The 23,180-nt window shown below is 66.5% G+C and carries 23 protein-coding genes; 14 read left to right on the top strand and 9 right to left on the bottom strand.

Going from position 1 to position 23,180, the window contains the following annotated elements; all coding sequences use genetic code 11:
* Nucleotides 1-17 precede the first annotated feature (17 nt).
* From ACN0SE_RS00705 to ACN0SE_RS00715, 3 genes are read right to left on the bottom strand one after another with little or no spacing between them, the layout of a single operon-like run.
* A complete protein-coding gene (locus tag ACN0SE_RS00705; RefSeq protein ID WP_417522543.1) occupies nucleotides 18-695 on the bottom strand; it encodes a GntR family transcriptional regulator in 678 nt (225 codons plus the stop codon).
* Nucleotides 692-1,738, bottom strand: coding sequence for a Gfo/Idh/MocA family protein (locus tag ACN0SE_RS00710; protein ID WP_417522544.1), 1,047 nt, complete (start codon nucleotides 1,736-1,738; stop codon nucleotides 692-694). The genes ACN0SE_RS00705 and ACN0SE_RS00710 overlap by 4 nt, the downstream gene beginning before the upstream one ends.
* The gene (locus ACN0SE_RS00715; RefSeq protein ID WP_417522545.1) at nucleotides 1,735-2,835 is read right to left on the bottom strand and encodes an isocitrate/isopropylmalate dehydrogenase family protein; all 1,101 of its coding nucleotides are present in this window, start codon (nucleotides 2,833-2,835) and stop codon (nucleotides 1,735-1,737) included. Before ACN0SE_RS00715 ends, ACN0SE_RS00710 begins: the two co-directional genes overlap by 4 nt.
* 129 nt (nucleotides 2,836-2,964) lie before the next feature.
* Here ACN0SE_RS00715 and ACN0SE_RS00720 point away from each other — a divergent pair, with 129 nt between their 5' ends.
* From ACN0SE_RS00720 to ACN0SE_RS00740, 5 genes are all read left to right on the top strand, one after another.
* Entirely contained in the window at nucleotides 2,965-3,972 is a 1,008-nt protein-coding gene (locus ACN0SE_RS00720; protein WP_417522546.1) for a Bug family tripartite tricarboxylate transporter substrate binding protein, read from the top strand.
* An 80-nt stretch (nucleotides 3,973-4,052) separates the two neighbouring features.
* Nucleotides 4,053-4,817: a tripartite tricarboxylate transporter TctB family protein gene (locus ACN0SE_RS00725; RefSeq protein WP_417522547.1), complete on the top strand. Its 765-nt coding sequence runs from the start codon at nucleotides 4,053-4,055 to the stop codon at nucleotides 4,815-4,817.
* Between the two features lies 1 nt (nucleotide 4,818).
* Nucleotides 4,819-6,330, top strand: coding sequence for a tripartite tricarboxylate transporter permease (locus ACN0SE_RS00730; protein ID WP_417522548.1), 1,512 nt, complete (start codon nucleotides 4,819-4,821; stop codon nucleotides 6,328-6,330).
* Nucleotides 6,330-6,614, top strand: a complete 285-nt coding sequence (locus ACN0SE_RS00735; protein WP_417522549.1) for a putative quinol monooxygenase — start codon at nucleotides 6,330-6,332, stop codon at nucleotides 6,612-6,614. The genes ACN0SE_RS00730 and ACN0SE_RS00735 overlap by 1 nt, the downstream gene beginning before the upstream one ends.
* A complete protein-coding gene (locus tag ACN0SE_RS00740) occupies nucleotides 6,611-7,408 on the top strand; it encodes an N-acyl homoserine lactonase family protein (RefSeq protein WP_417522550.1) in 798 nt (265 codons plus the stop codon). Before ACN0SE_RS00735 ends, ACN0SE_RS00740 begins: the two co-directional genes overlap by 4 nt.
* Before the next feature lie 6 nt (nucleotides 7,409-7,414).
* Here the strand turns inward: ACN0SE_RS00740 and ACN0SE_RS00745 are convergent, their stop codons facing one another.
* Together ACN0SE_RS00745 and ACN0SE_RS00750 are read right to left on the bottom strand one after the other, a co-directional pair.
* Nucleotides 7,415-8,359, bottom strand: coding sequence for a DUF4432 family protein (locus tag ACN0SE_RS00745; protein WP_417522551.1), 945 nt, complete (start codon nucleotides 8,357-8,359; stop codon nucleotides 7,415-7,417).
* Nucleotides 8,359-9,948 (bottom strand): sulfatase, encoded by a 1,590-nt coding sequence (locus ACN0SE_RS00750; RefSeq protein WP_417522552.1) that lies wholly within the window; start codon nucleotides 9,946-9,948, stop codon nucleotides 8,359-8,361. The genes ACN0SE_RS00745 and ACN0SE_RS00750 overlap by 1 nt, the downstream gene beginning before the upstream one ends.
* A 38-nt stretch (nucleotides 9,949-9,986) precedes the next feature.
* Here ACN0SE_RS00750 and ACN0SE_RS00755 point away from each other — a divergent pair, with 38 nt between their 5' ends.
* The 5 genes from ACN0SE_RS00755 (at nucleotide 9,987) to ACN0SE_RS00775 (ending at nucleotide 14,935) form a co-directional block, all read left to right on the top strand.
* Nucleotides 9,987-10,742 carry a helix-turn-helix domain-containing protein gene (locus ACN0SE_RS00755; protein ID WP_417522553.1) on the top strand — a complete coding sequence of 252 codons (756 nt, stop codon included), beginning with the start codon at nucleotides 9,987-9,989 and terminating at the stop codon, nucleotides 10,740-10,742.
* A gap of 36 nt (nucleotides 10,743-10,778) precedes the next feature.
* Entirely contained in the window at nucleotides 10,779-12,035 is a 1,257-nt protein-coding gene (locus ACN0SE_RS00760; protein WP_417522554.1) for an ABC transporter substrate-binding protein, read from the top strand.
* Between the two features lie 78 nt (nucleotides 12,036-12,113).
* Nucleotides 12,114-12,998, top strand: a complete 885-nt coding sequence (locus ACN0SE_RS00765; RefSeq protein ID WP_417522555.1) for a carbohydrate ABC transporter permease — start codon at nucleotides 12,114-12,116, stop codon at nucleotides 12,996-12,998.
* A gap of 4 nt (nucleotides 12,999-13,002) precedes the next feature.
* Nucleotides 13,003-13,827: a carbohydrate ABC transporter permease gene (locus ACN0SE_RS00770; RefSeq protein WP_417522556.1), complete on the top strand. Its 825-nt coding sequence runs from the start codon at nucleotides 13,003-13,005 to the stop codon at nucleotides 13,825-13,827.
* A gap of 10 nt (nucleotides 13,828-13,837) precedes the next feature.
* Entirely contained in the window at nucleotides 13,838-14,935 is a 1,098-nt protein-coding gene (locus ACN0SE_RS00775) for an ABC transporter ATP-binding protein (RefSeq protein ID WP_417522557.1), read from the top strand.
* Nucleotides 14,936-14,996: 61 nt separating this feature from the next.
* On the opposite strand, the gene ACN0SE_RS00780 is transcribed toward ACN0SE_RS00775, so the two are convergent.
* The 4 genes from ACN0SE_RS00780 to ACN0SE_RS00795 are packed head-to-tail and all read right to left on the bottom strand — an operon-like array spanning nucleotide 14,997 to nucleotide 18,744.
* On the bottom strand, nucleotides 14,997-15,911 hold the full coding sequence (locus ACN0SE_RS00780) for an amidohydrolase family protein (protein ID WP_417522558.1): 915 nt from the start codon (nucleotides 15,909-15,911) through the stop codon (nucleotides 14,997-14,999).
* Nucleotides 15,912-15,914: 3 nt separating this feature from the next.
* Nucleotides 15,915-16,658 carry an SDR family NAD(P)-dependent oxidoreductase gene (locus ACN0SE_RS00785; RefSeq protein WP_417522559.1) on the bottom strand — a complete coding sequence of 248 codons (744 nt, stop codon included), beginning with the start codon at nucleotides 16,656-16,658 and terminating at the stop codon, nucleotides 15,915-15,917.
* Nucleotides 16,655-17,728: a Gfo/Idh/MocA family protein gene (locus ACN0SE_RS00790; protein ID WP_417522560.1), complete on the bottom strand. Its 1,074-nt coding sequence runs from the start codon at nucleotides 17,726-17,728 to the stop codon at nucleotides 16,655-16,657. Before ACN0SE_RS00790 ends, ACN0SE_RS00785 begins: the two co-directional genes overlap by 4 nt.
* Nucleotides 17,725-18,744, bottom strand: coding sequence for a LacI family DNA-binding transcriptional regulator (locus ACN0SE_RS00795; protein WP_417522561.1), 1,020 nt, complete (start codon nucleotides 18,742-18,744; stop codon nucleotides 17,725-17,727). Before ACN0SE_RS00795 ends, ACN0SE_RS00790 begins: the two co-directional genes overlap by 4 nt.
* Nucleotides 18,745-18,935: 191 nt before the next feature.
* On the opposite strand from ACN0SE_RS00795, the gene ACN0SE_RS00800 reads away from it, so the two are divergent.
* From ACN0SE_RS00800 to ACN0SE_RS00815, 4 genes are read left to right on the top strand one after another with little or no spacing between them, the layout of a single operon-like run.
* Nucleotides 18,936-20,255 carry an ABC transporter substrate-binding protein gene (locus ACN0SE_RS00800; RefSeq protein ID WP_417522562.1) on the top strand — a complete coding sequence of 440 codons (1,320 nt, stop codon included), beginning with the start codon at nucleotides 18,936-18,938 and terminating at the stop codon, nucleotides 20,253-20,255.
* Nucleotides 20,256-20,289: 34 nt separating this feature from the next.
* Complete coding sequence (locus ACN0SE_RS00805; RefSeq protein WP_417522563.1) at nucleotides 20,290-21,174, top strand: carbohydrate ABC transporter permease; 885 nt, start codon at nucleotides 20,290-20,292, stop codon at nucleotides 21,172-21,174.
* Entirely contained in the window at nucleotides 21,171-22,028 is an 858-nt protein-coding gene (locus tag ACN0SE_RS00810) for a carbohydrate ABC transporter permease (RefSeq protein WP_417522564.1), read from the top strand. The genes ACN0SE_RS00805 and ACN0SE_RS00810 overlap by 4 nt, the downstream gene beginning before the upstream one ends.
* Nucleotides 22,025-23,179, top strand: coding sequence for an enolase C-terminal domain-like protein (locus tag ACN0SE_RS00815; protein ID WP_417522565.1), 1,155 nt, complete (start codon nucleotides 22,025-22,027; stop codon nucleotides 23,177-23,179). The genes ACN0SE_RS00810 and ACN0SE_RS00815 overlap by 4 nt, the downstream gene beginning before the upstream one ends.
* Nucleotide 23,180: the final 1 nt, after the last annotated feature.

The raw sequence follows: 23,180 nt of genomic DNA on the forward strand, positions 1-23,180 counted from the left end.
GCTTTGCCGCGGGGGGCTCAGAGGCTGCGCAGGCGCATCTTCTCGAGCAGGTCGGTCAGCACGTCGCGGGCATGGCGACGGTGGTCGCGGTGCACGCGGCGCGCCGTGTCCGGATCGCCGGCAAGGATCGCGGCATAGACCTCGCGGTGATCCTTGTTCGACTGCACCGGCAGCGGGCGGACAAAGAGCGTCGAGGATTTGGCGCGGCGCACCTGGTCGCTCATCATCGCGACGATCATCCGCAGCCGCGAATTGCCGCTCAGCCGCACCAGCTCGGCGTGAAACCGGTCATCGGCCTCGGCCCAGGCTTCCAGGTCTTCGGCCTCGATCGCGCGGTCCATGTCGCTGATGGCGGCGGCCAGTTCGGCCAGCTCCGGCTCGGAATGGCCGGCCTCGGCGGCGCGCTCGGCGGCCAGGCTCTCGAGCTCGGTCAGAACGTCGTAGATCTCGCGCATGTCGGCAGGCGAGACCGGCAGGACGCGCACGCCCTTGCGCGGCCGCATCTCCACCAGCCCCTGGCTTTCCAGCATCAGCGCCGCCTCGCGCACCGGGGTGCGCGACATGCCCAGCCGCGCGGCCAGCTCGGTCTCCAGATGGTCCGACCCGGCCGGCAGTTCGCCGGAAAAGATCATCTCGCGCAGCTGCTGCACCGCGCGCTGCGCGTTCGACGCCGGTTTCTGCGCCTTGCCGGTCACGTCGCCGCCCCGGACAGGGCGATTTTCCGCCCCTCGGCGGCAGAGGCATAGATGGCCTGTTCGATCTCGATCACCGTCAGATAGTCCCGCGCCGTGTTTTCCAGTGGCCCCTCGCCCAACAGAGCGGAAACCACGTGGCTCTGCAAGGCATGGACGCAATCGCCGCCAAAGCCGTCATGCGCATCCGGCGGCGACACGTCCTCCTGCGCGGTCTCGCCATGGCGGCGCAGGCGCACCGCACCGTCGCCGTGAATGCTCAGCACCGCCTCGGTGCCCTCGAACAGCGCCTCGCCCATGGTGCGGCGCAGGTTGTCGGCGGCATGGTCGAGATGCCGGTTGCCGTCGAACAGCGCCCGCACCCCGCCCGGGTGATCGAAGAGCACAAAGCCCGCATCCTCGCCACGGATCGCCGGGTTGATGCGGCGCAGATCGGCGTAGACATGGCTGGGATTGCCGAGCAGCCAGCGGAAGGTGTCGACCCAATGCACCGCCGTTTCGTGGATCAGGAAACGCTCCATCTGCTGAAAATACGGCTGTCGGTCGAGATAGGCGCGCGGCCCCTGCCCGTCACCGGGACGCAGGCGGAAACTCACCTGCTGCAAATCGCCCACCGCGCCCGCCTCCAGCGCCGTCTTGACCCTGCGGTACCAGGGCTGAAAGCGGAAGTTCTCGTGCACCACGATCACCGCGCCCTGCGCCTCGGCCTCGGCGGTGATCGCGCGGGCCTCGTCGAGGTCGCGGCAGAAGGGCTTCTGGCAGATCATGTGTTTCACCCCCGCCGCAAGCGCCAGCCGGATGGTCGCGGCATGGGCCTCCGGCGGCAGGATGATGTCGAGCAGGTCGGGCTGCACCTCGGCCAGCATCTTCGCCACATCGTCATAGGCCGGCAGGCCGGTCGCCTGCGCCTTGGAGATGTCGCGGTTGCAGCTGGCCACTGGCCGGGCGTGCGTCATGCGCGCCCAGCTGCCATAGTGGAACCGGCTGAAGTAGCCCGCGCCGATGCAGGCCACCCGGATCGGGGCGGTCAGCGGCGCGTCGCTCATGCCGCCCGGGCCGCCTGCAGGACCGCGCGCACGGCGGCGGCGGCATCTTCGGTGCTGGCACTGCCGCCCAGATCGCGGGTCAGGCTGACGCCGCGGGCCACCACATCCTCGACCGCCTGACGCAGACGGTCGCCATCGGCGCGCAGCGCCGCGTTGTCATGCTTGATCCCCAGCCAGTCCAGCATCATCGCCGCCGAGAGGATCATCGCATGCGGGTTGGCCACGCCCCGCCCGGCGATATCGGGCGCCGAGCCGTGGCAGGGCTGGAACACCGCCTGTTTCAGCCCGATATCGGCCGAGGGCGCAAGGCCCAGCCCCCCCATCAGACCGGCGCCGAGGTCCGAGAGAATGTCGCCAAACATGTTTTCCGTCACCATCACGTCGAAATCCCAGGGCTTCTGTACCATCCAGAGCGCAGTGGCGTCGACATAGGCATGATCGGCGGTCAGATCGGGATACTCCCCCGCAATCTCGTCGAAGATGCCGCGAAAGAAGGCGAAGGCCCGGAACACGTTGGCCTTGTCGACACAGGTCACCCGGCCGGGGCCGCGCCCGTCCTGCTTGCGGCTCCGCGCCAGATCGAAGGAAAAGCGGAACAGCTGCTCCGAGACCTCTCGGGTGATGCGCAGGGTCTCGCGGGCCTCGGTCTCGCTGACCTCGCCGTTGCCCATCGAATAGAACAGCCCCTCGGTGCTCTCGCGGATCAGCACGAAGTCGATCTCGCGGCCTTCGGGCAGGGTCAGCGGCCCGGCCTGTCCCTGGCGCACCCGCACCGGGCGCACCCCGGCAAACAGGCCGAACGCCATCCGCAGCTCGATCTGCGGCGAGATCTCGGTGCCGTCGGGGTAGCGGACGTCGGGCAGGCCCATGGCCGACAGCAGGATCGCATCCGCCTCGCCCGCCACCCGCAGCGACTCGGCCGGCAGCGATTCACCGGTTTTCACGTAGTGGCCGGCGCCGGCGGGCAGGGTGGTGAAGCTCAGGTCATAGCCGATCGAGCCGGCCGCCATCTCCTTGAGCAGGGCCACGGTGGGGGCGGTGATCTCCGGCCCGATGCCGTCACCTTCGAATACTGCAATGTCATAAGTCTGGGTCATCTCTGGCCTCGCCTTTCCGGTGTGTTGGGTGACGCCTCGCACCCGGTGCGAACGGCGTTGACAGCGTGTTATTTAATGCATACATAAAAAAACGCAATATGAAACGCAAATGCCTTTGGGAGGATTATGATGAAAGTTTCGATCACCAGAACGCTGGCCGCGCTGGCGCTGGCCGGCGGTATTGCCGGCGGTGCCGCGGCGCAGGACTATCCCTACCGCGACATCACCAACGCGGTGGTCTGGGGCGCCGGCGGCGGCACCGACACGATCAACCGCATGATCATGGCCGAGATGGAAAAGCACCTGCCGGTGTCGATCAACGTGATCAACCAGACCGGTGGCGTCGCCGGGTCGAACGGCATGGTCTATGTCGCCAACCAGCCTGACGACGGCTACACGCTGGTCGGCCTGTCGGAATCCAACGTCACCGCCGCGGTTCAGGGCGGCTGGGACAAGAAGTTCGACTTCTGGTATCCCTTCATCGTCGGCGGCTCGCCTGACCTGATCTCGGTGCCGGCCGACAGCCCCTATGCCAGCCTGACCGACCTGGTCGAGGCCGCCAAGGCCGCGCCGGGCACCATTCCCGCCGCCGCTGGCGGGGCCGGCTCGATCCACCACCTCAACCTGCTGGCGCTCGAACAGGGGTCCGAGGCAAGCTTCAAGTTCGTGCCCTACAGCGGCTCCGCCCCGGGTCAGGAAGCGGCGATTGCCGGTGAAGTGGCGCTGGTCGTGACCTCGCTGGCCGAACAGGCGGCGCTGATCGAAGGCGGCCAGCTCAAGCCGCTGGCGATGCTCACCGCCGACAGTGTCGAGATCGCCGGCCAGACCGTGCCCTCCGCCTTCGACAGCTTTGCCGGCCTGTCGGAGGTCCTGCCGCTGAAACAGGCGATCGGCTTTGCCGTGCATGACAGCGCCTCCGACACCGTCAAGGCAACCCTTTCGGACGCCTTCGAAAAAGCCATGGCCTCAGACACCGTGGCCGAGTGGGCCAAGGTCAACAAGTACGACATCGGCGGCCAGCATGGTGACGACGCCAAGGCGCTCTTTGCCACGCTCGAAAGCACCTTTGCCTATACGCTAAAGGATCTCGGCGCGGCCAAGGTCATGCCCGAAGACCTCGGCATCGAAAAGCCCTGAGGCGCTTTGCCCCGGCGGACCCGGGGGATATGACATGGCGGGCGCCCCGGCGCCCGCCCCTGCATTCGGGAGACCAGACCTTGGACACTTCATCCGATCCCGCAGCGGCAGAGCTGCTCCGCCTGCGCGCCCGCGATTTCTGGAGCGCGCTGGCGCTCATCGCGGTCTCGCTGTTCTTCCTGTGGAAGACGCTCGACATTCCGCTGGGGGGCAGCAACGGCGCCGGCGTGGCCAGCGCCGATTGGTACACCTCGGCCGCCATCGTGCCGCTGGGCATCTTCGGCGCGCTGCTGCTCCTGGCCTGCGTGCTGCTGGGCATCTCGATCCGCGCCGGCGGCGCGGCCGAAGCGCTGAGCGCCACCGGCCTTGGCTGGTCCGGGCGCGAAGTCTGGCGGTTTGTCGCGGTGGGTCTGATGCTGCTGAGCTACATCGCGGGGCTGGTGCCGCGGGTCGATTTCATCCTTGCCTCGGCCCTGCTGATCACTGCCCTGATCGCCAGCTTCCACGGCCAGCCGCAACCGCGCCCGCTGGTGCCGCTGCTGGCCATCGCGCTGGCCGCACTGGCGGCGCTGGTCCTGCATTTCCCGCAGGCCGAATGGGGGCGGCATGGCGACGACTGGATCGCGCTGGCGCTGCTTGTGGCGCTGACTCTCTGGCATCAGGCCACCGGGCGGCGCGGCCCGGCGCTGCGGCTGACGCCGGTGCTGGCGCTCGGCGTGCCGCTGCTTCTGGTCTGCGTCATGGCCTTCGGCTTCCGGCAGAACGTGCCCAATCGCGCCGGGCTGATCTTTGCCAAGATCGAATACACCTATTACGTCCACCTGCGCCCGATCTGGAGGTCCTGAGATGGAGTTCGTCCTCAGCCAGCTGACAGGCTTCGGCTTTGCCTTCGCCGCGCTGGTCAGCGATCCGCTGACCTATGCCTACCTGATCGCCTCGGTGTTTCTCGGCATCACCTTCGGCGCCCTGCCCGGCCTGACGGCGACGCTGGCGGTGACCATCCTGACCGGCTTCTTCGGCAACAAGATCCCGCTGGATTATGCCCTGATTGCCCTGCTCGGCGCTTATGTCGGCGCGATCTACGGCGGCTCCTACCCGTCGATCCTGCTCAACATTCCCGGCACCGCCGCCAGCGCCGCCACCGCGATGGACGGCTATCCGCTGGCCCGCCAGGGCCGCGGCGCCGAGGCGCTGGGCCTGACCACCACCGCCAGCTTCATCGGCACGCTGGTCGGCACGGCGGCGCTGCTGATCTTTGTCTGGGTGCTGCTCCTGATCTCCAAGAACATCGCCAGCCCGGAAAAGGCGCTGCTGGCGCTCTTCGGCATCCTGCTGTCAGGCACCCTGATGAGCGAGGACCTTCCGATCAAGGGCTGGATCGCCGGGCTGATCGGTCTGGCGCTGGCGATGGTCGGCATGGACCCGATCCTGAGCGAGGCGCGCTACACCTTCGGCTGGTCCTACCTCTTGTCCGGCGTGGCGGTGGTGCCGGTGCTGATGGGCGCCTTCGCGGTGCCGCAGATCATCGAGGGCATGCGCCACATGGACACCGGCCGCGTGGTCGAACTGACCGGGCGCATCCTGCCCAACATGGCCGCGGTGCGCCGCTTCCTGCCGACCATCGGCCGCTCCGGGGTGATCGGCACCGGCGTCGGCGCCCTGCCCGGCGTGGGCGAGGATGTGGCGGGCTGGGTCAGCTACGGCGTCGGCAAGACCGTCTCGAAGGAGGGGGATCAGTTCGGCAAGGGCTCGCTCGAAGGGCTGCTTTGTTCCGAGACCGCCAACAATGCCTGCATCGGCGGCGCGCTGATCCCGCTCTTGGTGCTGGGCATTCCCGGCTCGCCGCCCGCCGCCGCGCTGATGGGCGCCTTCAAGATCAACAACGTCATCCCCGGCCCCACCATCGACCCCGAGATCATCCTGCGCGTCGTCGCCATCATGGTGCTGGCCAGCTTCACCATGTTCATCATGGGGCTGTTCACCGCGCGCATCTTCATCAAGGTGCTGCGCATCCCGCAGACCGTCTTTCTGCCGCTGGTCATGGTGCTGACCACCATCGGCTCGTTCAGCGTGGGCGGCGGGCTCAACGATCTCTACCTGATGCTGGGGGTCGGGCTGGTGGCCTATGTGATGAACCTGCTGCGCTATCCGATCGCACCCCTGGTGATCGGCGTGATCCTCGGCGGCATGTTCGACGAGACCTTCCGCCGCTCGCTGCTGCTGTCTGACGGGGATCTCTCGGTCTTTGTCTCGCGGCCCGGTGCTGCGATCCTGCTGACCCTTATCATTGCCCTGATCCTCGGCCAGATGCCGGTGGCGAAACGGGCCCTGCAACGCCTGAAAGGACGCCCCGCCTGATGTTTGCCGTGACCGTGAGCTTCACCCTCTACCCCGACGCACGCGACGATTTCCTGCCGCTGATGCGCGAAAATGCCCAGCTCTCGCTCGAGCTCGAGCCGGGATGCGCGCAGTTCGACATCTGCACCGACGGCGGCGCGCGGGTCTTCCTCTACGAGATCTACGACAGCGCCGAGGCCTTCGACGCGCATCTGCAAAGCGCGCATTTCAAGAGCTTCGATGCGGCGGTGCAGGAGATGATCGCCGAGAAGACGGTGCAGACCTATCCCGAGGTGCTGCGATGAGCACCTGGGAGGTCCATGCCGTCAAATACGCCGAGCGCAATGCCCGCACCCGCGCCGACAGCTTTCTCTTCGACGACAACCACGATGCGCCGCATGCGATGGATTACTACATCTGGGTACTGCGCCGCGGGGACGAGGTGATCCTCGTCGACACCGGCTATGACAGCGCAGAGGCGCAGCTGCGCGGCCGGCCGATCCAGCTCGACCCGCGCGAAGCGCTCAATCCGCTGGGCCTCGCGGCCGAGGCGGTGACCCGGGTGATCGTGACCCACCTGCATTATGACCACGCCGGCGGGCTGCACCTCTTTCCCAACGCGACGTTGCACATGCAGGCCGCCGAGATGCAGTTCGCCACCGGCCCCTGCATGTGCCACGACACCCTGCGCGCGCCCTTCACGGCGGGCCATGTCTGCGAGGCCGTCAAGCGGCTCTATTCCGGCAAGGTGGTGTTTCACGACGGCGATGCCGAGATCGCCGATGGCGTGACCGTGCATTGCATCGGTGGCCATTCCCGCGGGTTGCAATGCGTGCGGGTGCGCACGGCGGCGGGCTGGATGGTGCTGGCCTCCGACGCCGCGCATTACTACGAGAATGTCTACGCGCGAACGCCCTTCCCGATCGTCGTCGACCTGCAGAACATGCTCGACGGCTTTGCCCGGCTCGAGGCGCTGGCCTCCGACCCGCGGCTGATCGTGCCGGGGCATGACCCCCGGGTGCGCGAGCTTTACCCGGCAGGCGTCGCGCCGCATATCTTCCGGCTCGATCGGGGGCCCATGTCCGACCCACGCGCCTGACCGCCCTCAGTCGAAGGCCAGCCCGAGGCGCGATTGCCAGCTTTCGCCCGGCGCCAGCCGCGTGCCCGGCGCACTGGTGCCGTCGGGCCGCAGGTCGCAGTTGCAGGGCTCCAGCGCGAGGATGTTGCGCCCCGCCCGCGCGTCACGCCAGACCTGCAGGAACGGCAGCGCCCCGGCGTCGGTAGTCAGCCGCATCCGCATCCCCGGCCAACAGCCCTCGGCGGGGCGTTCGAGGATCACCGGCGTACCCGCGCCCACCGGATGACAGCGGGGGTCGCCGGGAAGAGCGGCAGGGCCCACTTCATCAATGCAGGCAATCCGGTCCTCTCCCAGATGCACCGAGCACCCCGGTGCCACGACCGGAAAGCCGAAGTTCACGTGATACAGGATCATCATCTCGGCCGGCGTCGCCGAGACGTTCTGCACCCGGTCCTCGATCGACAGCTCCCTGCCGCCGATCGGCGCAGTGATCCGCCGGGTCAGCCGCAGCACCGCGCCGCAGGGCATGGGCCGGGTGATCTCGCCCGCCATCACCAGCTGCGGCTCCTTTGCATCCCACTCCGCCGCCAGTTCGGTCACCCGCACCGGCGACAGCGCGAGGCTGCCATGCTGCGGCAGGCCATCCCGAGGCGCGCGCACGTTCTCCAACCCGCAGGTCACCAGAAAGCCGGTCAGCGCCCGTTGCGGATTGCCCGTGTCGCCCGCCGGATGGCGCCAGCCCACCGGCAGCCCGCGCAGATGCAGGCTGCAGATGTCGAGCGAGCCCTCCTCCTTGAGCTGGAAATCCAGCCCGCCGCCGGTGGAGAACGCAATCAGCTTCTGCCCCGCGTCCGGCCCGTCGCTCAGCGTGATCCGCTGCACCAAGGCCAGCTGGCGCAGATCGCCCACCTGCTCCGGCAGGCGGTGCCGCGCCGCCCGCGGCATGTCTGGCATCGGCACGAAATGCCCCATCAGGCCGCCCGGCGCGCGGCGGAACTGTCATGCTCCGGCACATCGCCGATCTCCGCCATGCGCGCATCCAGCTGCGCCAGCATGTCGTCGAAGACCTCTGCATAGGCCGGATCGTCGGCGACATTGACCAGTTCCAGCGGGTCGTTTTCGCAATCGAAAAGCTCCCATTCCGGCGGCTCGTCGGGACCATGGGCGCCGGGCTGTCCGAGGTCGGAATTGTACCAATAGATCAGCTTGTAGCGATGGCTGCGCAGCCCGTAATGCGCCCAGGCGTTATGATGCTCGTCCTTGTGCATCCAGTAGCGGTGATAGGCGCTTTGCGGCCAGTCGTCGGGCGTGTCCTGCTCCAGGAGCGGCCGCATCGACCGGCCCTGCATGTAACTCGGCACCGGCAGCCCGGCGTAGTCGAGGAAGGTCGGCGCGAAATCGACGTTGGTGGCGATCTCCTTGGCCACGCTGCCCGGCGCGATGGCGGCGGGATAGCGGATCAGGAAGGGCATCTGCAGCGATTCCTCGTACATGAACCGCTTGTCGAACCAGCCGTGTTCGCCAAGGAAAAAGCCCTGATCGGAGGTGTAGATGACGATGGTGTTCTCGGCCAGACCCTCTTCGTCCAGCCAGTCGAGCAACCGCCCGACGTTCTCGTCCACCGCGTGGATCGTCGCCAGGTAGCGCTTCATGTAGCGCTGGTACTTGAAGAGCGCGAGCTCTTCCTCGGTCTCGAAGGTGAAGTTCTCGCCAGTGTGCCGGTCGATCAGCACCAGCCCCTTCGGGTCCTCGGGGTGCGGCACCCGGCGGTCCACGTCACCGGGGGTGCAGCGTTCGCCCACCTCTGCGCCGCCCTCGGGCTGGATCAAGCCCAGATCGGCATATTTCAGGTCCATCCGCACCCGCATCCGCGCGGCCTCGGCGGCGCGGGCGCGGTTGGCGTAATCGTCGTTGTAGGTCTCGGGCACCTTGATGTCCTGCCCCTCGAACATGTCGCGATCACGCGGGTGGGGCTCGAAGTTGCGGTGCGGCGCCTTGTGGTGGCACATCAGGAAGAAGGGGCGCTCGGGGTCGCGCTCTTTCAGCCAGGTCAGGCTCTTGTCGGTGATGATGTCGGTGACATAGCCCGGCTCGGTGCGCTCCTCGCCCATCTCGATCATCAGCGGATCGAAATAGTCGCCCTGCCCCGGCAGCACCGACCAATAGTCAAAACCTGTCGGCTCATGCGGCTTGCCCTCGCCCAGGTGCCACTTCCCCACCATCGCGGTCTGATAGCCCGACTGGCGCAGGTGCTTTGCGACATTGGGCCAGCGGTTGTCGATATGGGTGTCCAGCGTGGTGACGCCGTTCACGTGGTTGTAGGTGCCGGTGAGAATCGCCGCGCGCGACGGCGTGCAGATCGAATTGGTCACGTAGCAATGATCCAGCCGCATGCCCTCGTTGGCGATGCGGTCGATGCCCGGCGTGTGGTTGATGCCGTGGCCATAGGCGGAAATCGCCTTGGACGCATGATCGTCGGACATGATGAAAAGAATGTTCGGTCTCACGTGCAGCTCCGTCCCTTGCTGATTTCTCAGGTCCAGTGTTGACCTGCTTCTCACATATGGTAGTAACAGCACCAGATATGGGAAGCAAGATAATGTCCGGAGCCTCCAGCAGAGTTATCGCGATCCTCGACGCGCTCAGCACCCCCGACGGTGGGCTGACCGCGCAGGAGGTTGTCGAACGGGCAGGCCTGCCGGCCTCGACCGGCTATCGCATCCTGACCGAACTGCAGGAGCTGGGGCTGGTGCACCGCGGCGCCGAGCGGCGCCTGATCGCCAACTTCAGCTTTCAGCGCCGGCTGCATTGCCCGGGGCTGGAGCCGGAAGTACTGGCCCAGGCCTGCGCCAAACTCAGCGCCGATCTGACCGCCGCCGCCGAGGTCGTTGTGCTCAGCGGTCACAACATGCTCTGGCACATCGTCGAGCAGCACCCCGAACAGGCCATCCGCCTGCGCGCCTTTCCGGGCTTCATGCGCGGCGCCTATGAACTCGACAGCATCTCGCGGCTGGCGCTGGCGCACCGCCCGGTCGAGACGCTGGAGAAATCCTGGGACACCGGTGCCTTCTATACCGCCGGGGTCGACCGGCAGTCGCTAGACTGGGCCGAGGCGCGCGCGATGATCGCCGCTGTCGATCCGGCCGACATGCAATACGACATGATGGGCAACGCCAAGGGCATCCGCCGCTACTGCGTCGCAATTCACGCGCCGGGGGGCGACATGGTCTGCCTGCTGACCGTGGCCGAGGCCGCGACCCCGGTGCGCGACGAGGCGCAGCACGTCGCCAATGTGCGCGCGCATCTGATGGCCCGGAAGACCACGATCGAAAGCGCCTTCACCAAGCCGGCCTGACCGGGCTGACAACACATATCCATGGGAGGATTACCAATGAAGTTCACGATTTCAGCCCTGGCGACAGCCGCGGCCCTGACCGCCCTGCCCGCCCTCGCGCAGGACCTTGTCCTGTCGATCGGCTCGCGCGGCTACGGCCCGGCGGTCGAGCGCAACATCGAAAGCTACACCGCCGCCAACCCCGATGTCAGCATCGAGTGGAACAAGGTCTCGGACGTGCCGGGCGAGACACGCAAGCTCTACGTCACCGGCCTCACCGCCAAGAGCCCGACGCCGGATATCTACGCCGTCGACGTGATCTGGGCCGGCGAATTCGCGCAGCGCGGCTGGCTCGAGCCGCTGAACGGGTTGCTGGACCACGACACCATCAACGCCTTCAACCCCTCGCTGCTGGCGGCCTCGACCGTTGACGACAAGGTGCATGCCCTGCCGCTTTATGCCGACGGCATCCACTTCTTCTACCGCTCCGACTTGTTGGAGAAATACGGCCTCGACGTGCCGCAGACCTGGGAAGCGGTGCTGGCCGCGGCGCAGACCATCACCGAGGGCGAAGGCAATCCGCAGCTCTACGGCTTTGTCTCGATGTGGGCCAAGATCGAAGGTTTGTTCATGAACTGGCTGGCCTTCACCAACGGCAACGGCGGCGGCTTCTATGACGCCGACGGCAACATCGCGGTGAACTCGCAGGCCAACATCGAGGCGACGCAGTTCATGGTCGACCTGCTGCACGAACACCGCATGGCACCGGATTCAATCCTCAACGCCCGCCCCGACGACGCCCGCACCCTGTTCCAGCAGGGCCGCGCCGCCTTCCTCATGGTGCAGGACTTCGTGCATGCGCCGCTCAGCGCCGACAACAGCCCCGTCGCCGGCAAGTTCGATTTCACCCGCGTGCCGACCTTCGAAGGCCACGCGGATGCAGACTCCACCACCATGGGCGGCTGGTTCCTCGGCATCAACCCGAACTCGGAAAACAAGGAAGCCGCCGCCGACTTCCTCGCGCATTTCACCGCCAGGGAGCAGCAGCTTGCCGCCGCGGTCAACGACAACCGCGCGCCGACCATCCCCTCGGTCTACGAAGACCCCTCGATGGCCGAGAACGAGGTTCTGGCCAAGTTCGGTTCCAACTACGACTTCGGCGTGGTGCGCCCCTCGGCCGGCTCGGGCAGCAAGTATCCCCGCGTCTCCGAGATCATGCAGCTCGAGATCACCAATGCGCTGCACCGCCAGAAGACCGTCGAAGAGGCACTGAACGACGCTCAGGAACAGCTCGACGCGCTGATGGCCGAATAAGCCATCCTGCGAATGCGCCCGGCGGCTCTCCCCCGCCGGGCGACCCTTTGACACCCCAACGGTGGCCCCATGACATCCATGACTTCCCCGCTCGACAGGCGCCGGCACCTGACGGGCCTGGCCTTCATCACGCCGACGATGCTCGTGATCATCGCGATCCTCGTCTACCCGATCCTGCAGTCCATCGTGCTGAGCTTCGGCCAGTCGAGCATCGACGGCTCCGAGCCCTACACCTTCGTCGGGCTCAAGCACTACGCCGCGCTGGCGGGCAACGACCGGTTCTGGAATTCGCTCTGGGTGACACTGACCTTCACCGCCATCTCCATCCCGCTCGAGCTGGCGATGGGCATCGGGCTTGCGGTGCTTCTGAACGAACACTTCCGCTTCAAGGGCATCGCCCGGCTGGCGGTGCTGTTTCCCTGGGCCCTGCCCACCGCGCTCAACACGCTGATGTGGCGCTGGATGTACAACACCGATTACGGCCTGTTCAACGCCGCCGCATTGCAAAGCGGCATCGTGGATCGCCCGATCAACTGGCTGGGCGACGAGACGCTGGCGATGCTGTCGATGGTGGTGGTCGCGGTCTGGAAGACCTCGTCCTTCATGGCCCTGATCATCCTCGCCGGTCTGCAGTCCATCCCCCGCGACCTCTATGAGGCCGGCCGGATGGACGGCATGACCCGCTGGCAGGAGTTCCGCGAGATCACCCTGCCGCTTCTGAAAGGCCCGATCCTCGTGGCGCTGATCGTCCGCTCGATGGACGCGCTCAGAACCTTCGAGCTGCCCTTCAACCTGACCGACGGCGGGCCGGTGACCGCCACCGAGAGCCTGTCGCTCTATGCCTACAAGGTGATCTTCGATTTCATCGAGTTCAACTACGGCGCCGCCATCGTCGTGGTGCAGTTTCTGGTGATCTTCGCCATGAGCCTGCTCTACATCCTCACCCTGCGGAACAAGGACTGACGCCATGACCAAACGTCCCCGTTTCGGCCTCTATGCGCTGGTGATCCTGTCGGTGGTGATCTCCTTCCTGCCGATCATCTGGCTGGTGCTGACCTCGTTGAAAACGACCGAGGGCATCTATGCCTGGCCGCCGCAGTACCTGCCCGATCCCTTCACGCTGAAGAACTACATCAACATCTTCACCAATTCGCCGGAGCTGCTGCTCTATGTGCTGAACTCCTTCATCGTGGCCTTGGGCTGCACCGTGGTGGCGCTCAGCTTCGGCGGCATGGCGGGTTATGCGCTGTCGCGGCTGGGGATGCGGCGCGCCGGCGTGCTGATGATCTTCATCCTCGCGGTGTCGATGTTCCCGCCGGTGTCGCTCCTTCCGTCGCTGTTCCAGACCTTCCTGAACCTCGGGCTGCTCAACACCTACACCGGGCTGATCATCGCCCACACCGGGCTGTTCCTGCCCTTCACGGTCTGGATGCTGGCCAGCTATTTCGCCACGCTGCCGCCCGAGATCGAAGAGGCCGCGCGGATGGACGGCATGGGCTTCTTCCGCATCTTCTGGTCGATCGTGATCCCGCTGTCGTGGCCCGGCTTCGTGGCCACCGGGCTGATCGTCTTCATCTTTTCGTGGAACGAGTTCCCCCTCGCGCTGGTGCTGATGACCCAGAACGCCATGCGCACCGCGCCGGTCGGCATCTCGCTCTACCCCGGCGAATACGCCTTCCCGTGGGAGACGATCTCGACCGCGACGGTGATCGCCATCATCCCCGTGCTGATCATCACCGCCATCTTCCAGAAACAGATCGTCGGCGGGCTGACCGCTGGCGCAGGCAAGTGAGACCCTGACCATGACCGAAGTGAAACTGGACCGTATCGGCAAGAAATATGGCGCCGTGGAGGCCGTGCAGCAGTTCGATCTGACGATCCGCGAAGGCGAGTTCCTGGTGCTGCTGGGCCCCTCGGGCTGCGGCAAGTCGACGACGTTGCGGATGATCGCCGGGCTGGAAAGCATCACCAGCGGCGACCTGATGATCGGCGGCGCGCGGATGAACGACGTCGATCCCAAGGATCGCGGCGTGGCGATGGTGTTCCAGAACTACGCGCTTTATCCGCACAAGTCGGTCTTCGACAACATGGCCATGGCGCTCAAGCTGCAGAAGGTGCCCGCCGCCGAGATCGCCGACCGCGTCGGCCGCACCGCCGAGCTTCTGGGCCTCACCGACTACCTGCAACGCAAGCCCGCCGCGCTGTCGGGCGGCCAGCGCCAGCGCGTCGCCATCGGCCGCGCCATCGTACGCACGCCCAAGGTCTTTCTCTTCGACGAGCCGCTGTCGAACCTCGATGCCAAGCTGCGCGTCAAGATGCGGATGGAGCTGCAGGAGCTGCACGACCGATTGGGCGCGACCTCGGTCTATGTCACCCACGATCAGGTCGAGGCGATGACCCTCGCCGACCGCATCGTCATCATGAACGGCGGCGTGGTGGCGCAGGTCGGCACCCCGCGCGAGGTCTATGACCACCCGGCGGATGAATTCGTCGCCGGTTTCATCGGCAGCCCGGCGATGAACTTTCTCGACCTCACCCGCGACGACACCGGGCGTTGGGTCAGCGACTGCGGCAACCTCGCTCTGCCCGCGCTGCCCGCCGACACCGGCAGCCGGCGACAGGTGCGTCTGGGCGTGCGGCCCGAACATATCGAGGTGCTGCCCCGGGCCGACGGCCCGGCCCCGCTGACCTATCCGGTGCGGGTGCTGCTGGCGGAGCTGCTGGGCGCCGACGCGCTCCTGAGCCTCGGCATCGGCGAGACGCGGCTCCTGGCCCGCGTCGGCGGCGCCGACCATCCTGTGCAGGGCGATGACCTGACGGTCCGGCTGTCGCCCTCGCAACTGCATGTCTTCGATATCGAGACCGGTCGCGCCCTCCCGCGCGCCGAAACGGGGGCCTAGCCCCCGAGGCCTCCGCGGCGGTTCCTTCCCCGCCGCGCAGGCTGTTGCATAAGGCCCTCGCTCACCCCGGCAGACGATAGACCCGCCGCGCGGTGCCCGAAAACACCTCGGCCAGCACCTCACCCGGCTGATCGCCAAGCACCTGTTCCAACTGCGCGAATTGCCGCGCCAGCGGGCAGTTCACGCCTTCGACCGGCAGGTTCGAGCCATAAAGCACACGGGACGCCCCGAGGCTCTGCAGAAGGTGCCGCACATGCGGGCGCAGCACCGCCGCGTCCCAGCCCCGATCCACGGTCCAGAGACCCGAAAGCTTGACCACGACATTCGGCACCTCGGCCAGCGCGGCGATCCCGCTGTGCCAATCCTGCAGATTGCCCGGCTGATCCGGCTCGAGCGTGGCGAAATGGTTCAGCACCACGGTCAGCCCGGGATGCGCCCGCGCCAGCTCCAGTACTTCGGGCAATTGCGCCGGCACCACCACGCATTCTAGGCACAGGCCCTGATCCTCGAGCAGCGCCAGCGCGGCACGGAACCTGTCGTCGGACAGCACCCCGGGCCGGTCGGCCACCCGCCAGCGTCCGGCCGCGTCCCAGGCCACCGGCGTGCGCACTCCGCGCAGGGCGGGCGAGCCAAGGTGCCTGCCGATCAGCGCCTCGGCCTCCGGCGCGGTCAGGTCGACCTCGGCAACGATGGCGGTGGGCCAGCCGGTGGCCTCCGACAGTTCCTGCAGCCAGCGGGTCTCCTCGACCGGATCCGCCGCGCCGCAATTGGCCTGGACATGCACGCTGGCCGCCAGCGGCAGCGCGCCGAATGCAGCCAGGTAGTCCTCTGGCAGGAAGTTGCGGCTGATCGTGGCCTTGTCGCCGAACCGCGCCGGCGGCGCCCCGGGCGCCAGCCAGCGATAGGGAAAGCGCCCGAGGTCCCAAAAGTGGTGGTGACCGTCGACCAGCGCGATCCCGTCAAGCCAATGCGCCATCGCTCAATAGGTCGCCCGGCCACCAGACAGATCAAAGACCGACGCGGTGGTAAAGCTGTTCTCGGACGAGCAGAGCCAGGCAATCATCGCCGCCGCCTCGTCAAGCTCGAGAAACCGGCCGCGCGGGATCTTCGACAGCATGTAGTCGATGTGCTCCTGCTTCATCTGGTCGAAGATCCGGGTGCGCGCGGCCGCCGGCGTCACCGCGTTCACCGCGATGTCGGTGTCGGCCAGCTCCTTGCCCAGCGATTTCGTCAGCCCGATCACCCCGGCCTTGGACGCGGAATAGGCGCTGGCATTCGGATTGCCCTCCTTGCCGGCGACCGAGGCGATGTTGACGATGCGGCCATAGCCCTGGGCGGTCATTGCCGGCACCACGGCGCGGTTGACGTGGAAGGTGCCCAAGAGGTTGATCTCGGTGATGGCGCGAAACTCCTCGACCGGATACTCGGCCAGCGGCCCGTTCGACCCGGCGATCCCGGCAGAGTTCACCAGGATGTCGGCGCGGCCCGTGGTCTCGAGCGTGGCCGCCATCGCGGCCTCGACGCTGGCCCAGTCCGAGACGTCGACCTCGCAGGCAAAGGCACCGCCGCCGATCTCCTGCGCGGCCTGGTCGGCCAGGGCCTTGTCCCGGTCCCAGAGCGCGAGGCGCGCGCCGCCCTTGGCCAGTCGATTGGCGACGGCGCGGCCGATGCCCTGGGCGCCCCCCGTGACGATGGCGGTCTGGTTGTCGAACTGCTGGGTCATTCTGCGGCTGCCTTCTGTGTCTGTGATATGATCTGTTCCGCCCCGCCGGCCTGACCGGAGGTGACGATGGCGTGAAGCGCCTCGACGGCGCGGGCGCCGACGTGGCCGGGGCTTTCGTTGCTGCCCTGCCCCAGCGCGATGTCGACCAGCCGGTCGGCCGGGCCCTCGCAGCTGTATTTCCAGGCGCCGGCGGGCACGCGGGCCTCGCGGGTCTCGCCATCGGGCAGTTTCAGCACCAGCCGTTCGGTCTCGATGTCCAGCAGGACAGAGCCGTGGCTGCCGTAAATCCTCAGGTCGACCTCGAAGCCATGGCCCTGCGGCACGCCGCAGCTGCCGGAAAAGACACCGGTAGCGCCATTGGCAAATCGCACCGCCGCGGCGTCGTGCAGGTCGATGGTCGACGGCGCCTCGAACAGCATCGAGCGCACGGCGGCGCAGCGCAGATCGGTCAGCCAGAACAGGATGCCGAGCGCATGCGACAGCTGCCCATAGGCATAGCCGCCGCCCTGATCGGGCGCCTCCCATGTGCTGCGCTCGGGCTGGATGGCGATGTGGCGCCAGTTGGCCAGCTCGCCGCCGGAAAAGATCGACCGGGTAAAGGACGCCATGTGGCAGACCACATGCTCGATCTCGCCGATCTGGCTGATCATCTCGCGCATCTCGTCGAGCCCGGGCTTGTAGTTCCAGCCATAGGCCACCAGCAATTCGCGCCCCGCGCGGCGGGCCACCTCGACCAGTTCCCAGGCTTCTTCGGGGTCAAGGCACATCGGCTTTTCCACCAGCACGTGGCAGCCCTTTTCAAGAAAGGCCTTTGCCTGCTCGTAATGCAGGTTGTGCGGCGAGGCGATCACCGCGATGTCGATGTCGCGCTCCAGCACCTCGCGCCAGTCCTCGGTGGCAAAGGCAAAGCCGAACTCGTCGCGGATCAGCTCCAGCTCCTTGCGGCCAAGCCGGCAGACGGAGTCGAGCACCACCTCGGGGCGGCCCGCCAGCACCGGGATATGCATGCGATAGGCGAAATGCCCGGCGCCGATGATCGCCGCCTTCACGGCGTCCTTGGAGTGGGTCATGTACTTTCCCTGATTTGAAGGTGATAGCCGATGTCATGGCTGGCCGGGCTGTCGCTCGCCCCGTCGAGCCGCGCCATGACAAGCTCGGCCGAGCGCTCGCCAATGGCGCGGCCCTTGATCTGGACGGTGGTCATCGGCACCGGCAAAAGCGCCGAAAGCGAAAGATCACCAAAGCCCGCGATGGCCACGTCATCCGGCACGCTGACGCCGTTCGACATGCACCAGAGCATGGCGCCATGCGCCGGCAGTTCGGCAAGGAAGAAGATCGCGTCGGGCTTCTGCTTCCGCGCCAGCAGCGTCTGGATCAGCGCCACCCCGCCTTCGATAGTGGCGGGATTGTCGAACTCGACGATGGTGTCACCGCTCACGCTGCGCCCGGCAGCGCGCATCGCGTCGATGAAGCCGCGCGTCCGGTCTTCGGCCTGGTCGTTGTGCGCCGAGGATCCGCCGACCATGACGATATTTTCGTAGCCGCGGCCGATCAGGTAGCGGGTCATCTCGACCGAAGCGCCGTAGTTGTCAAAGCCCACCGCGCTGTCCATCACGCTGTCGCGCAGGTTCCAGGCCTCGACCACCGGGCCCGAAAACTGCGACAGCAGCTTGCGCGTCATCTCGGTGTGGGAAAAGCCGGTGACGATGATCGCATCGGCCTGCCGCGCGATGAAGGTGCGCACCGCTTCCTCTTCCTTCGCGGGCGACCAGTCGCTGACCGCCAGCAGCATCTGCTGCTTGCGCGGCTCGAGCACATGGCTCACCCCCTGGGCGAAATCTGCAAACAGCGAGCTGGCAAGGATCGGCACGACCACCCCGATCATGTCGGAGCGTTGCGATACCAGCGAGCGCGCGGTCAGGTTGGGGATATAGCCGATCTCCTCGATCGTGCGCTGGATCTTCGCGCGGGTGTCGGCGTGCACGGTTTCCGGCTGGCGCAGCGCGCGCGACACGGTGATCAGCGACAGGCCGGAAGCCTTCGACACGTCTTTCAACGTCACCTTCTTGTTGCCTGTCTGCGCCATTGCATTCTCCTTTCGGCATCTCGCCGCTGCTGTGATCTGCCGAACCTGCGCGAGCGGGCTGGCGAAAGCAATGCAACAAAATTACCGTTGACATACGAATATCATTGGCTCTAACTTCCGTCAACAGCGAATGATACACGTACATCATTGCTAAATCCGCGTCTCGCGGGCCATCAGAGAGGGAGGACTCAATGTCTCATTCAATCAGCCGCCGCAGGTTTCTCGGCACCACCGCTGCCGCCGCGGGCACCGCGGCGTTTCTGCCGGCAGGCGCGGCGCGCGCCGCATCCGGCGATGTCTCGGTCTGGAAATTCGGCGGCACGCCGCAGGAGGTCGAGCAATGGGCGCTGCGCAATGACGCCTTCACCGCGGCCAACCCCGATGTCGGCCTGAACTACTCCTACTTCAACGGCCAGATCCGCCGGCAGAAGATCCTCGCGGGCTTCCAGACCAACCGCCTTGCCGACGTGATCATCGCCTTTGGCCAGGACATCCCCGAATTCGCCGGCTTCGGCATGTTGCAGCCGCTCGACGACATCGCCGGCGACAAGCTGGCCGGCTGGAAAGAGCGCATCGTTCCCGAGGTCTACGAATCCGGCATGCACGATGGCAAGCTCTACGCCCTGCCCACCTATGTCGACATGGCAAGCTTCCTCGCGATCAACCTCGACGCGATGGAAGAGGCGGGCTTTGACCGGCCGCCGGAAACCTGGGCCGAAGTGCGCGAATACGCCAAGGCGATGACCAAGCCCGACCGCCCCGGCATCGCCTTCCCGGCGACCACCGCCCCGGTCGACATCAACATCTTCGAAGGTCTCGCCTATGCCAACGGCGGCCGCGTCTTCGACGAGGAGTCGGGCAAGGTCACGCTGAACGACGCCGGCGTCGTCGATGCGCTGCAGTTCTACCTCGACCTGATCGCCGACGGTTCCACCCCCGCCGCCACCTCGCTGACCGAGACCTTCTTCCGCGACACCGCGCAGCTTTTCGGTCAGGGCCGGTCGGCGATGTGGATCGGGCTTTCGTGGCTCAACACACCCTGGGGCGTGAACGACGACGTGCGCTGGACCGGCGTGCCGATGCCGCGCCCGGATGCGCCCTCTGGCAGTTACGAGCCGGTGAGCGCGATCATGGACGGCACCGCCATGCTGATGGTCTCGTCGCGGTCGAAGAACCCCGAAGCGGCGGTCGAATACCTCGACTTCTGGTCGCAGAACGAACAGCTCGAAATCTGGGGCGGCCAGCCCGAGATCGCGCGCATTCCGGCCGGCAAGGCCGCCTGGGACAACCCCGAACTGGCCGAAGCCTGGCCGAACTGGGTCAAGTCCTACGAGGCCGGCAAGCTCTTTGAAGGGGCCGCGCCCATGCCGCGTTTCATCGGCGTCTCGGCCATTGAATCGGCGCTCGGCACCGCGATTCAGCAGGCCGTTCTCGGACAGAAGACCCCGCAGGAGGCGCTGGACGAAGCCACCTCTGCCGCACAGACGCAGATCGATCTGATCCGCGGTTAATCCGACCCAACTGACCAAAAAGGAGGGCCTGACGATGCTGCGAAGCGATCGTTTCCTGGCGTATGCCCTAATTCTTCCCGTGGTGGCCGCCGTTCTGGCGTTTGTCGTCGGGCCCACTTACAACGTGGCCACGCTCAGCCTCACCCAGGTGGTGATGGGGCAGGAGCGCGGCTTTGGCACCCTTGGCAATTTCAAGGCGCTTGCGGCCGATCCGGTCTTCGGCCTCGTGCTCAAGAACACCGCCATCTGGATCCTCGGCGGCACGGTGCTCTGTGTCTCGGTCGGTCTGGCGGTCGGCACCTTCCTCGCCATCGACAGCCGGATGACCGGCTGGCTCCGGGCGCTGATCCTGCTGCCTTGGGTGCTGCCCGACGTCGTGACCGCCATGGCGTGGAAGTGGATGCTGCACGGACAGGTCGGCATCATCGGCCAGACCCTGCAACAGACCGGGCTGACCGAGGGTACCATTTCCTTCATGGGCGATCCGGATCTGGTGATGTGGATGCTGGTGGTGGTGCTGATCTGGCGCAAGATGCCGCTGGTGGCGCTCATTCTCTGCGCCGCGATCCGCGCCGTGCCCGATGATCAGGTCGAGGCCGCGCGCATGGACGGCGCCAATGCCATCGAGCGCTTCCGCTTCGTGACCCTGCCCAACATCGCGTTCTCGCTGACCGCCGTGACCGTGATCTCGATGATCTGGATCACCGCCGAGTTCGCCCTGCCCTGGATCATGACCGGTGGTGGCCCCGCCAACGCCAGCCAGATCATGGCAACCTACATCTACCAACAGAGCTTCGAATTCTTCAACTGGGGCGTCGCCTCGGCCATGTCGGTGATCAACCTCGCCATGCTGGTCTCGATCGTCGCGCTGTATCTCTACGTCAACCGCCGTTCCTGGGCCTCGGAGGCGTCGAAATGAACGAACAACCCCGCACCCTCTACTGGATCTTTCTCAGCCTCGTCGGCCTGGTGATCTCGCTCTACGTGCTGTTTCCGGTCTTCTGGCTGTTCCTCGCGTCGTTCAAGACGCAGGCCGAGCTGGCGCAGCTGCCGATCTCCTTCTGGCCCGAGGCACCCACCTTCGACGCCTACAAGGCGCTGTTCTCGCCCACTCACCAGAAGGGCCAGCTGCTCGACTGGCCGCAGTTGATCGGCAACAGCTTCTTCATCGCCATCAGCTCTACGATCATCGTTCTGGTCTTCGGCACGCTTGCCGGCTACGCCTTCTCGCGGCTGAACTTCCCCGGCCGTGACCTGATCCTCGGCGGGCTGCTGATCAGCCGGATGTTCCAGGGTGCGGCACTGCTGCTGCCGACCTACCGGCTGATGTCGATGATCGGCCTGCAGGACAGCCTGATCGGCCTCGTGCTGCTCTACTCCGCCTTCGGCCTGCCCTTCGCCACCTGGATCATTGCGTCGAGCTTGCGCGAAATCCCCCGCGAGCTCGAGGAAAGCGCCATGATCGACGGCGCCAGCCGGCTGCAGTCGATGGTCATGGTGGTCTTGCCGCTGGCCACGCCCGCGCTGATCACCGCCGCCATGTGGCACTTCGTCGGCGCCTGGTCCGAGTTCGCCTTTGCCTCGATCCTGCTGGAATCCAACGACAACAAGACCGTGACCATCGGCCTTGCCAGCTTTGTCGAGCTCTTCACGCTGGAGTTCCAGTACGTCGGCGCCGCCGCCACCATCGTGGCCCTGCCGATCATGCTGATCTTCCTCTTCGGCCAGCGCTACTTCACCCGCGGCCTGCTGGCAGGGGCGGTGAAGGGATGAAGATCACCTCGCTCAGCGCCCGGGCGGTCGATTGCGGCTTCAATTCGCAGAAGCTGCAGACCTCCCGCGTCGCCTCGCCCATGTCGCGCTTTCCACGCTTTGCCGAACAACGGGCAAGCTGGATGTGGCCCACCAAGAAGGTCTTCGTCCGGGTGACGGGCGAGGACGGCCTGACAGGCTGGGGCTGCACCAATGGCGGCGAGATCGTCGAGATGATCGTCAACGCCCATCTCTCCCGGCTGCTGGTCGGCGAAGAGATCGGCGAGATCCCGGCGCTGAACGAGATGATGGCAGCGGCGCTGCTGCCCAACGACCGGTCGGGCTTTGCGATGATGGCGGTGGCCGGCATCGACATCGCCCTCTGGGATCTGACAGCCAAGGCAAGGTCCCTCCCCCTTGCCGAGGTTCTCGGCGGCGCGGGGGGTGAAACGCTCCCCGTGTACATCACCACCCCGCGCCCCGAGGCATTTGCCGGCACAAGCTGGCCCGGATTGAAGGCCGCAGCGCCCTACGGGCCAGAGGCCGGTGAGGAGGGTCTGGCAGAAAACGTCGCCCTGATGCGCCGCTTCGCTCAGGCCGCTGGCGACGGCGTGCCGATCATGATCGACGCCTTCCTCGCCTGGGACGCCGATTACACCCTGCGCTTTGCCGAGGCCTGCGCCGACCTGCCGCTGGCCTGGATCGAAGATCCGATCCACCCGCAGGACATCGACGGATTGCAGAAGATCCGCCGCGAGATGGACCCCGGCATCGACCTCGCGCTCGGCAACTTCGCCTTCTCGCGCGCCGATTGCGCCGATCTCTTGCGCTCCGGCGTGGTGGGCGTGCTGCAACCCGACGTGGCTTGGGCCGGTGGCATCACCGAGGTGCGCCGCATCCTCGCCATGGCCGAGGCAGCGCAAACCCCGGTCATCCTGCACAACACCTGCGAACAGCCCTGGGCGCTGGCGCTGGCCGCCGCCTGTCAGGGCGACGCGCTGGTCGAATGCGTCGACCGGGGCGAGACCTCGCCGCTTTACGAACTCATGGGGCCGCGCCCCGACATCACCGACGGCCGCGTGGCCGTCCCGCTTGACCCGGAGGGCAACCGCCCGCCGCAGATCGCGCTCACGGCCTTTGACGCCGGCGCAAACCACACCAAGGGAGGCTAAC

The organism is Marinovum sp. (genome assembly GCF_048263515.1).
Lineage (GTDB): Bacteria > Pseudomonadota > Alphaproteobacteria > Rhodobacterales > Rhodobacteraceae > Marinovum.

Bases quoted from the DNA above. Each gene is read 5' to 3' on its own strand.
- ACN0SE_RS00710 (WP_417522544.1), bottom strand. From the start codon at position 1,738: ATGAGCGACGCGCCGCTGACCGCCCCGATCCGGGTGGCCTGCATCGGC.
- ACN0SE_RS00715 (WP_417522545.1), bottom strand. From the start codon at position 2,835: ATGACCCAGACTTATGACATTGCAGTATTCGAAGGTGACGGCATCGGG.
- ACN0SE_RS00720 (WP_417522546.1), top strand. From the start codon at position 2,965: ATGAAAGTTTCGATCACCAGAACGCTGGCCGCGCTGGCGCTGGCCGGC.
- ACN0SE_RS00730 (WP_417522548.1), top strand. From the start codon at position 4,819: ATGGAGTTCGTCCTCAGCCAGCTGACAGGCTTCGGCTTTGCCTTCGCC.
- ACN0SE_RS00735 (WP_417522549.1), top strand. From the start codon at position 6,330: ATGTTTGCCGTGACCGTGAGCTTCACCCTCTACCCCGACGCACGCGAC.
- ACN0SE_RS00740 (WP_417522550.1), top strand. From the start codon at position 6,611: ATGAGCACCTGGGAGGTCCATGCCGTCAAATACGCCGAGCGCAATGCC.
- ACN0SE_RS00745 (WP_417522551.1), bottom strand. From the start codon at position 8,359: ATGGGGCATTTCGTGCCGATGCCAGACATGCCGCGGGCGGCGCGGCAC.
- ACN0SE_RS00755 (WP_417522553.1), top strand. From the start codon at position 9,987: ATGTCCGGAGCCTCCAGCAGAGTTATCGCGATCCTCGACGCGCTCAGC.
- ACN0SE_RS00760 (WP_417522554.1), top strand. From the start codon at position 10,779: ATGAAGTTCACGATTTCAGCCCTGGCGACAGCCGCGGCCCTGACCGCC.
- ACN0SE_RS00765 (WP_417522555.1), top strand. From the start codon at position 12,114: ATGACTTCCCCGCTCGACAGGCGCCGGCACCTGACGGGCCTGGCCTTC.
- ACN0SE_RS00770 (WP_417522556.1), top strand. From the start codon at position 13,003: ATGACCAAACGTCCCCGTTTCGGCCTCTATGCGCTGGTGATCCTGTCG.
- ACN0SE_RS00775 (WP_417522557.1), top strand. From the start codon at position 13,838: ATGACCGAAGTGAAACTGGACCGTATCGGCAAGAAATATGGCGCCGTG.
- ACN0SE_RS00780 (WP_417522558.1), bottom strand. From the start codon at position 15,911: ATGGCGCATTGGCTTGACGGGATCGCGCTGGTCGACGGTCACCACCAC.
- ACN0SE_RS00785 (WP_417522559.1), bottom strand. From the start codon at position 16,658: ATGACCCAGCAGTTCGACAACCAGACCGCCATCGTCACGGGGGGCGCC.
- ACN0SE_RS00790 (WP_417522560.1), bottom strand. From the start codon at position 17,728: ATGACCCACTCCAAGGACGCCGTGAAGGCGGCGATCATCGGCGCCGGG.
- ACN0SE_RS00795 (WP_417522561.1), bottom strand. From the start codon at position 18,744: ATGGCGCAGACAGGCAACAAGAAGGTGACGTTGAAAGACGTGTCGAAG.
- ACN0SE_RS00800 (WP_417522562.1), top strand. From the start codon at position 18,936: ATGTCTCATTCAATCAGCCGCCGCAGGTTTCTCGGCACCACCGCTGCC.
- ACN0SE_RS00805 (WP_417522563.1), top strand. From the start codon at position 20,290: ATGCTGCGAAGCGATCGTTTCCTGGCGTATGCCCTAATTCTTCCCGTG.
- ACN0SE_RS00810 (WP_417522564.1), top strand. From the start codon at position 21,171: ATGAACGAACAACCCCGCACCCTCTACTGGATCTTTCTCAGCCTCGTC.
- ACN0SE_RS00815 (WP_417522565.1), top strand. From the start codon at position 22,025: ATGAAGATCACCTCGCTCAGCGCCCGGGCGGTCGATTGCGGCTTCAAT.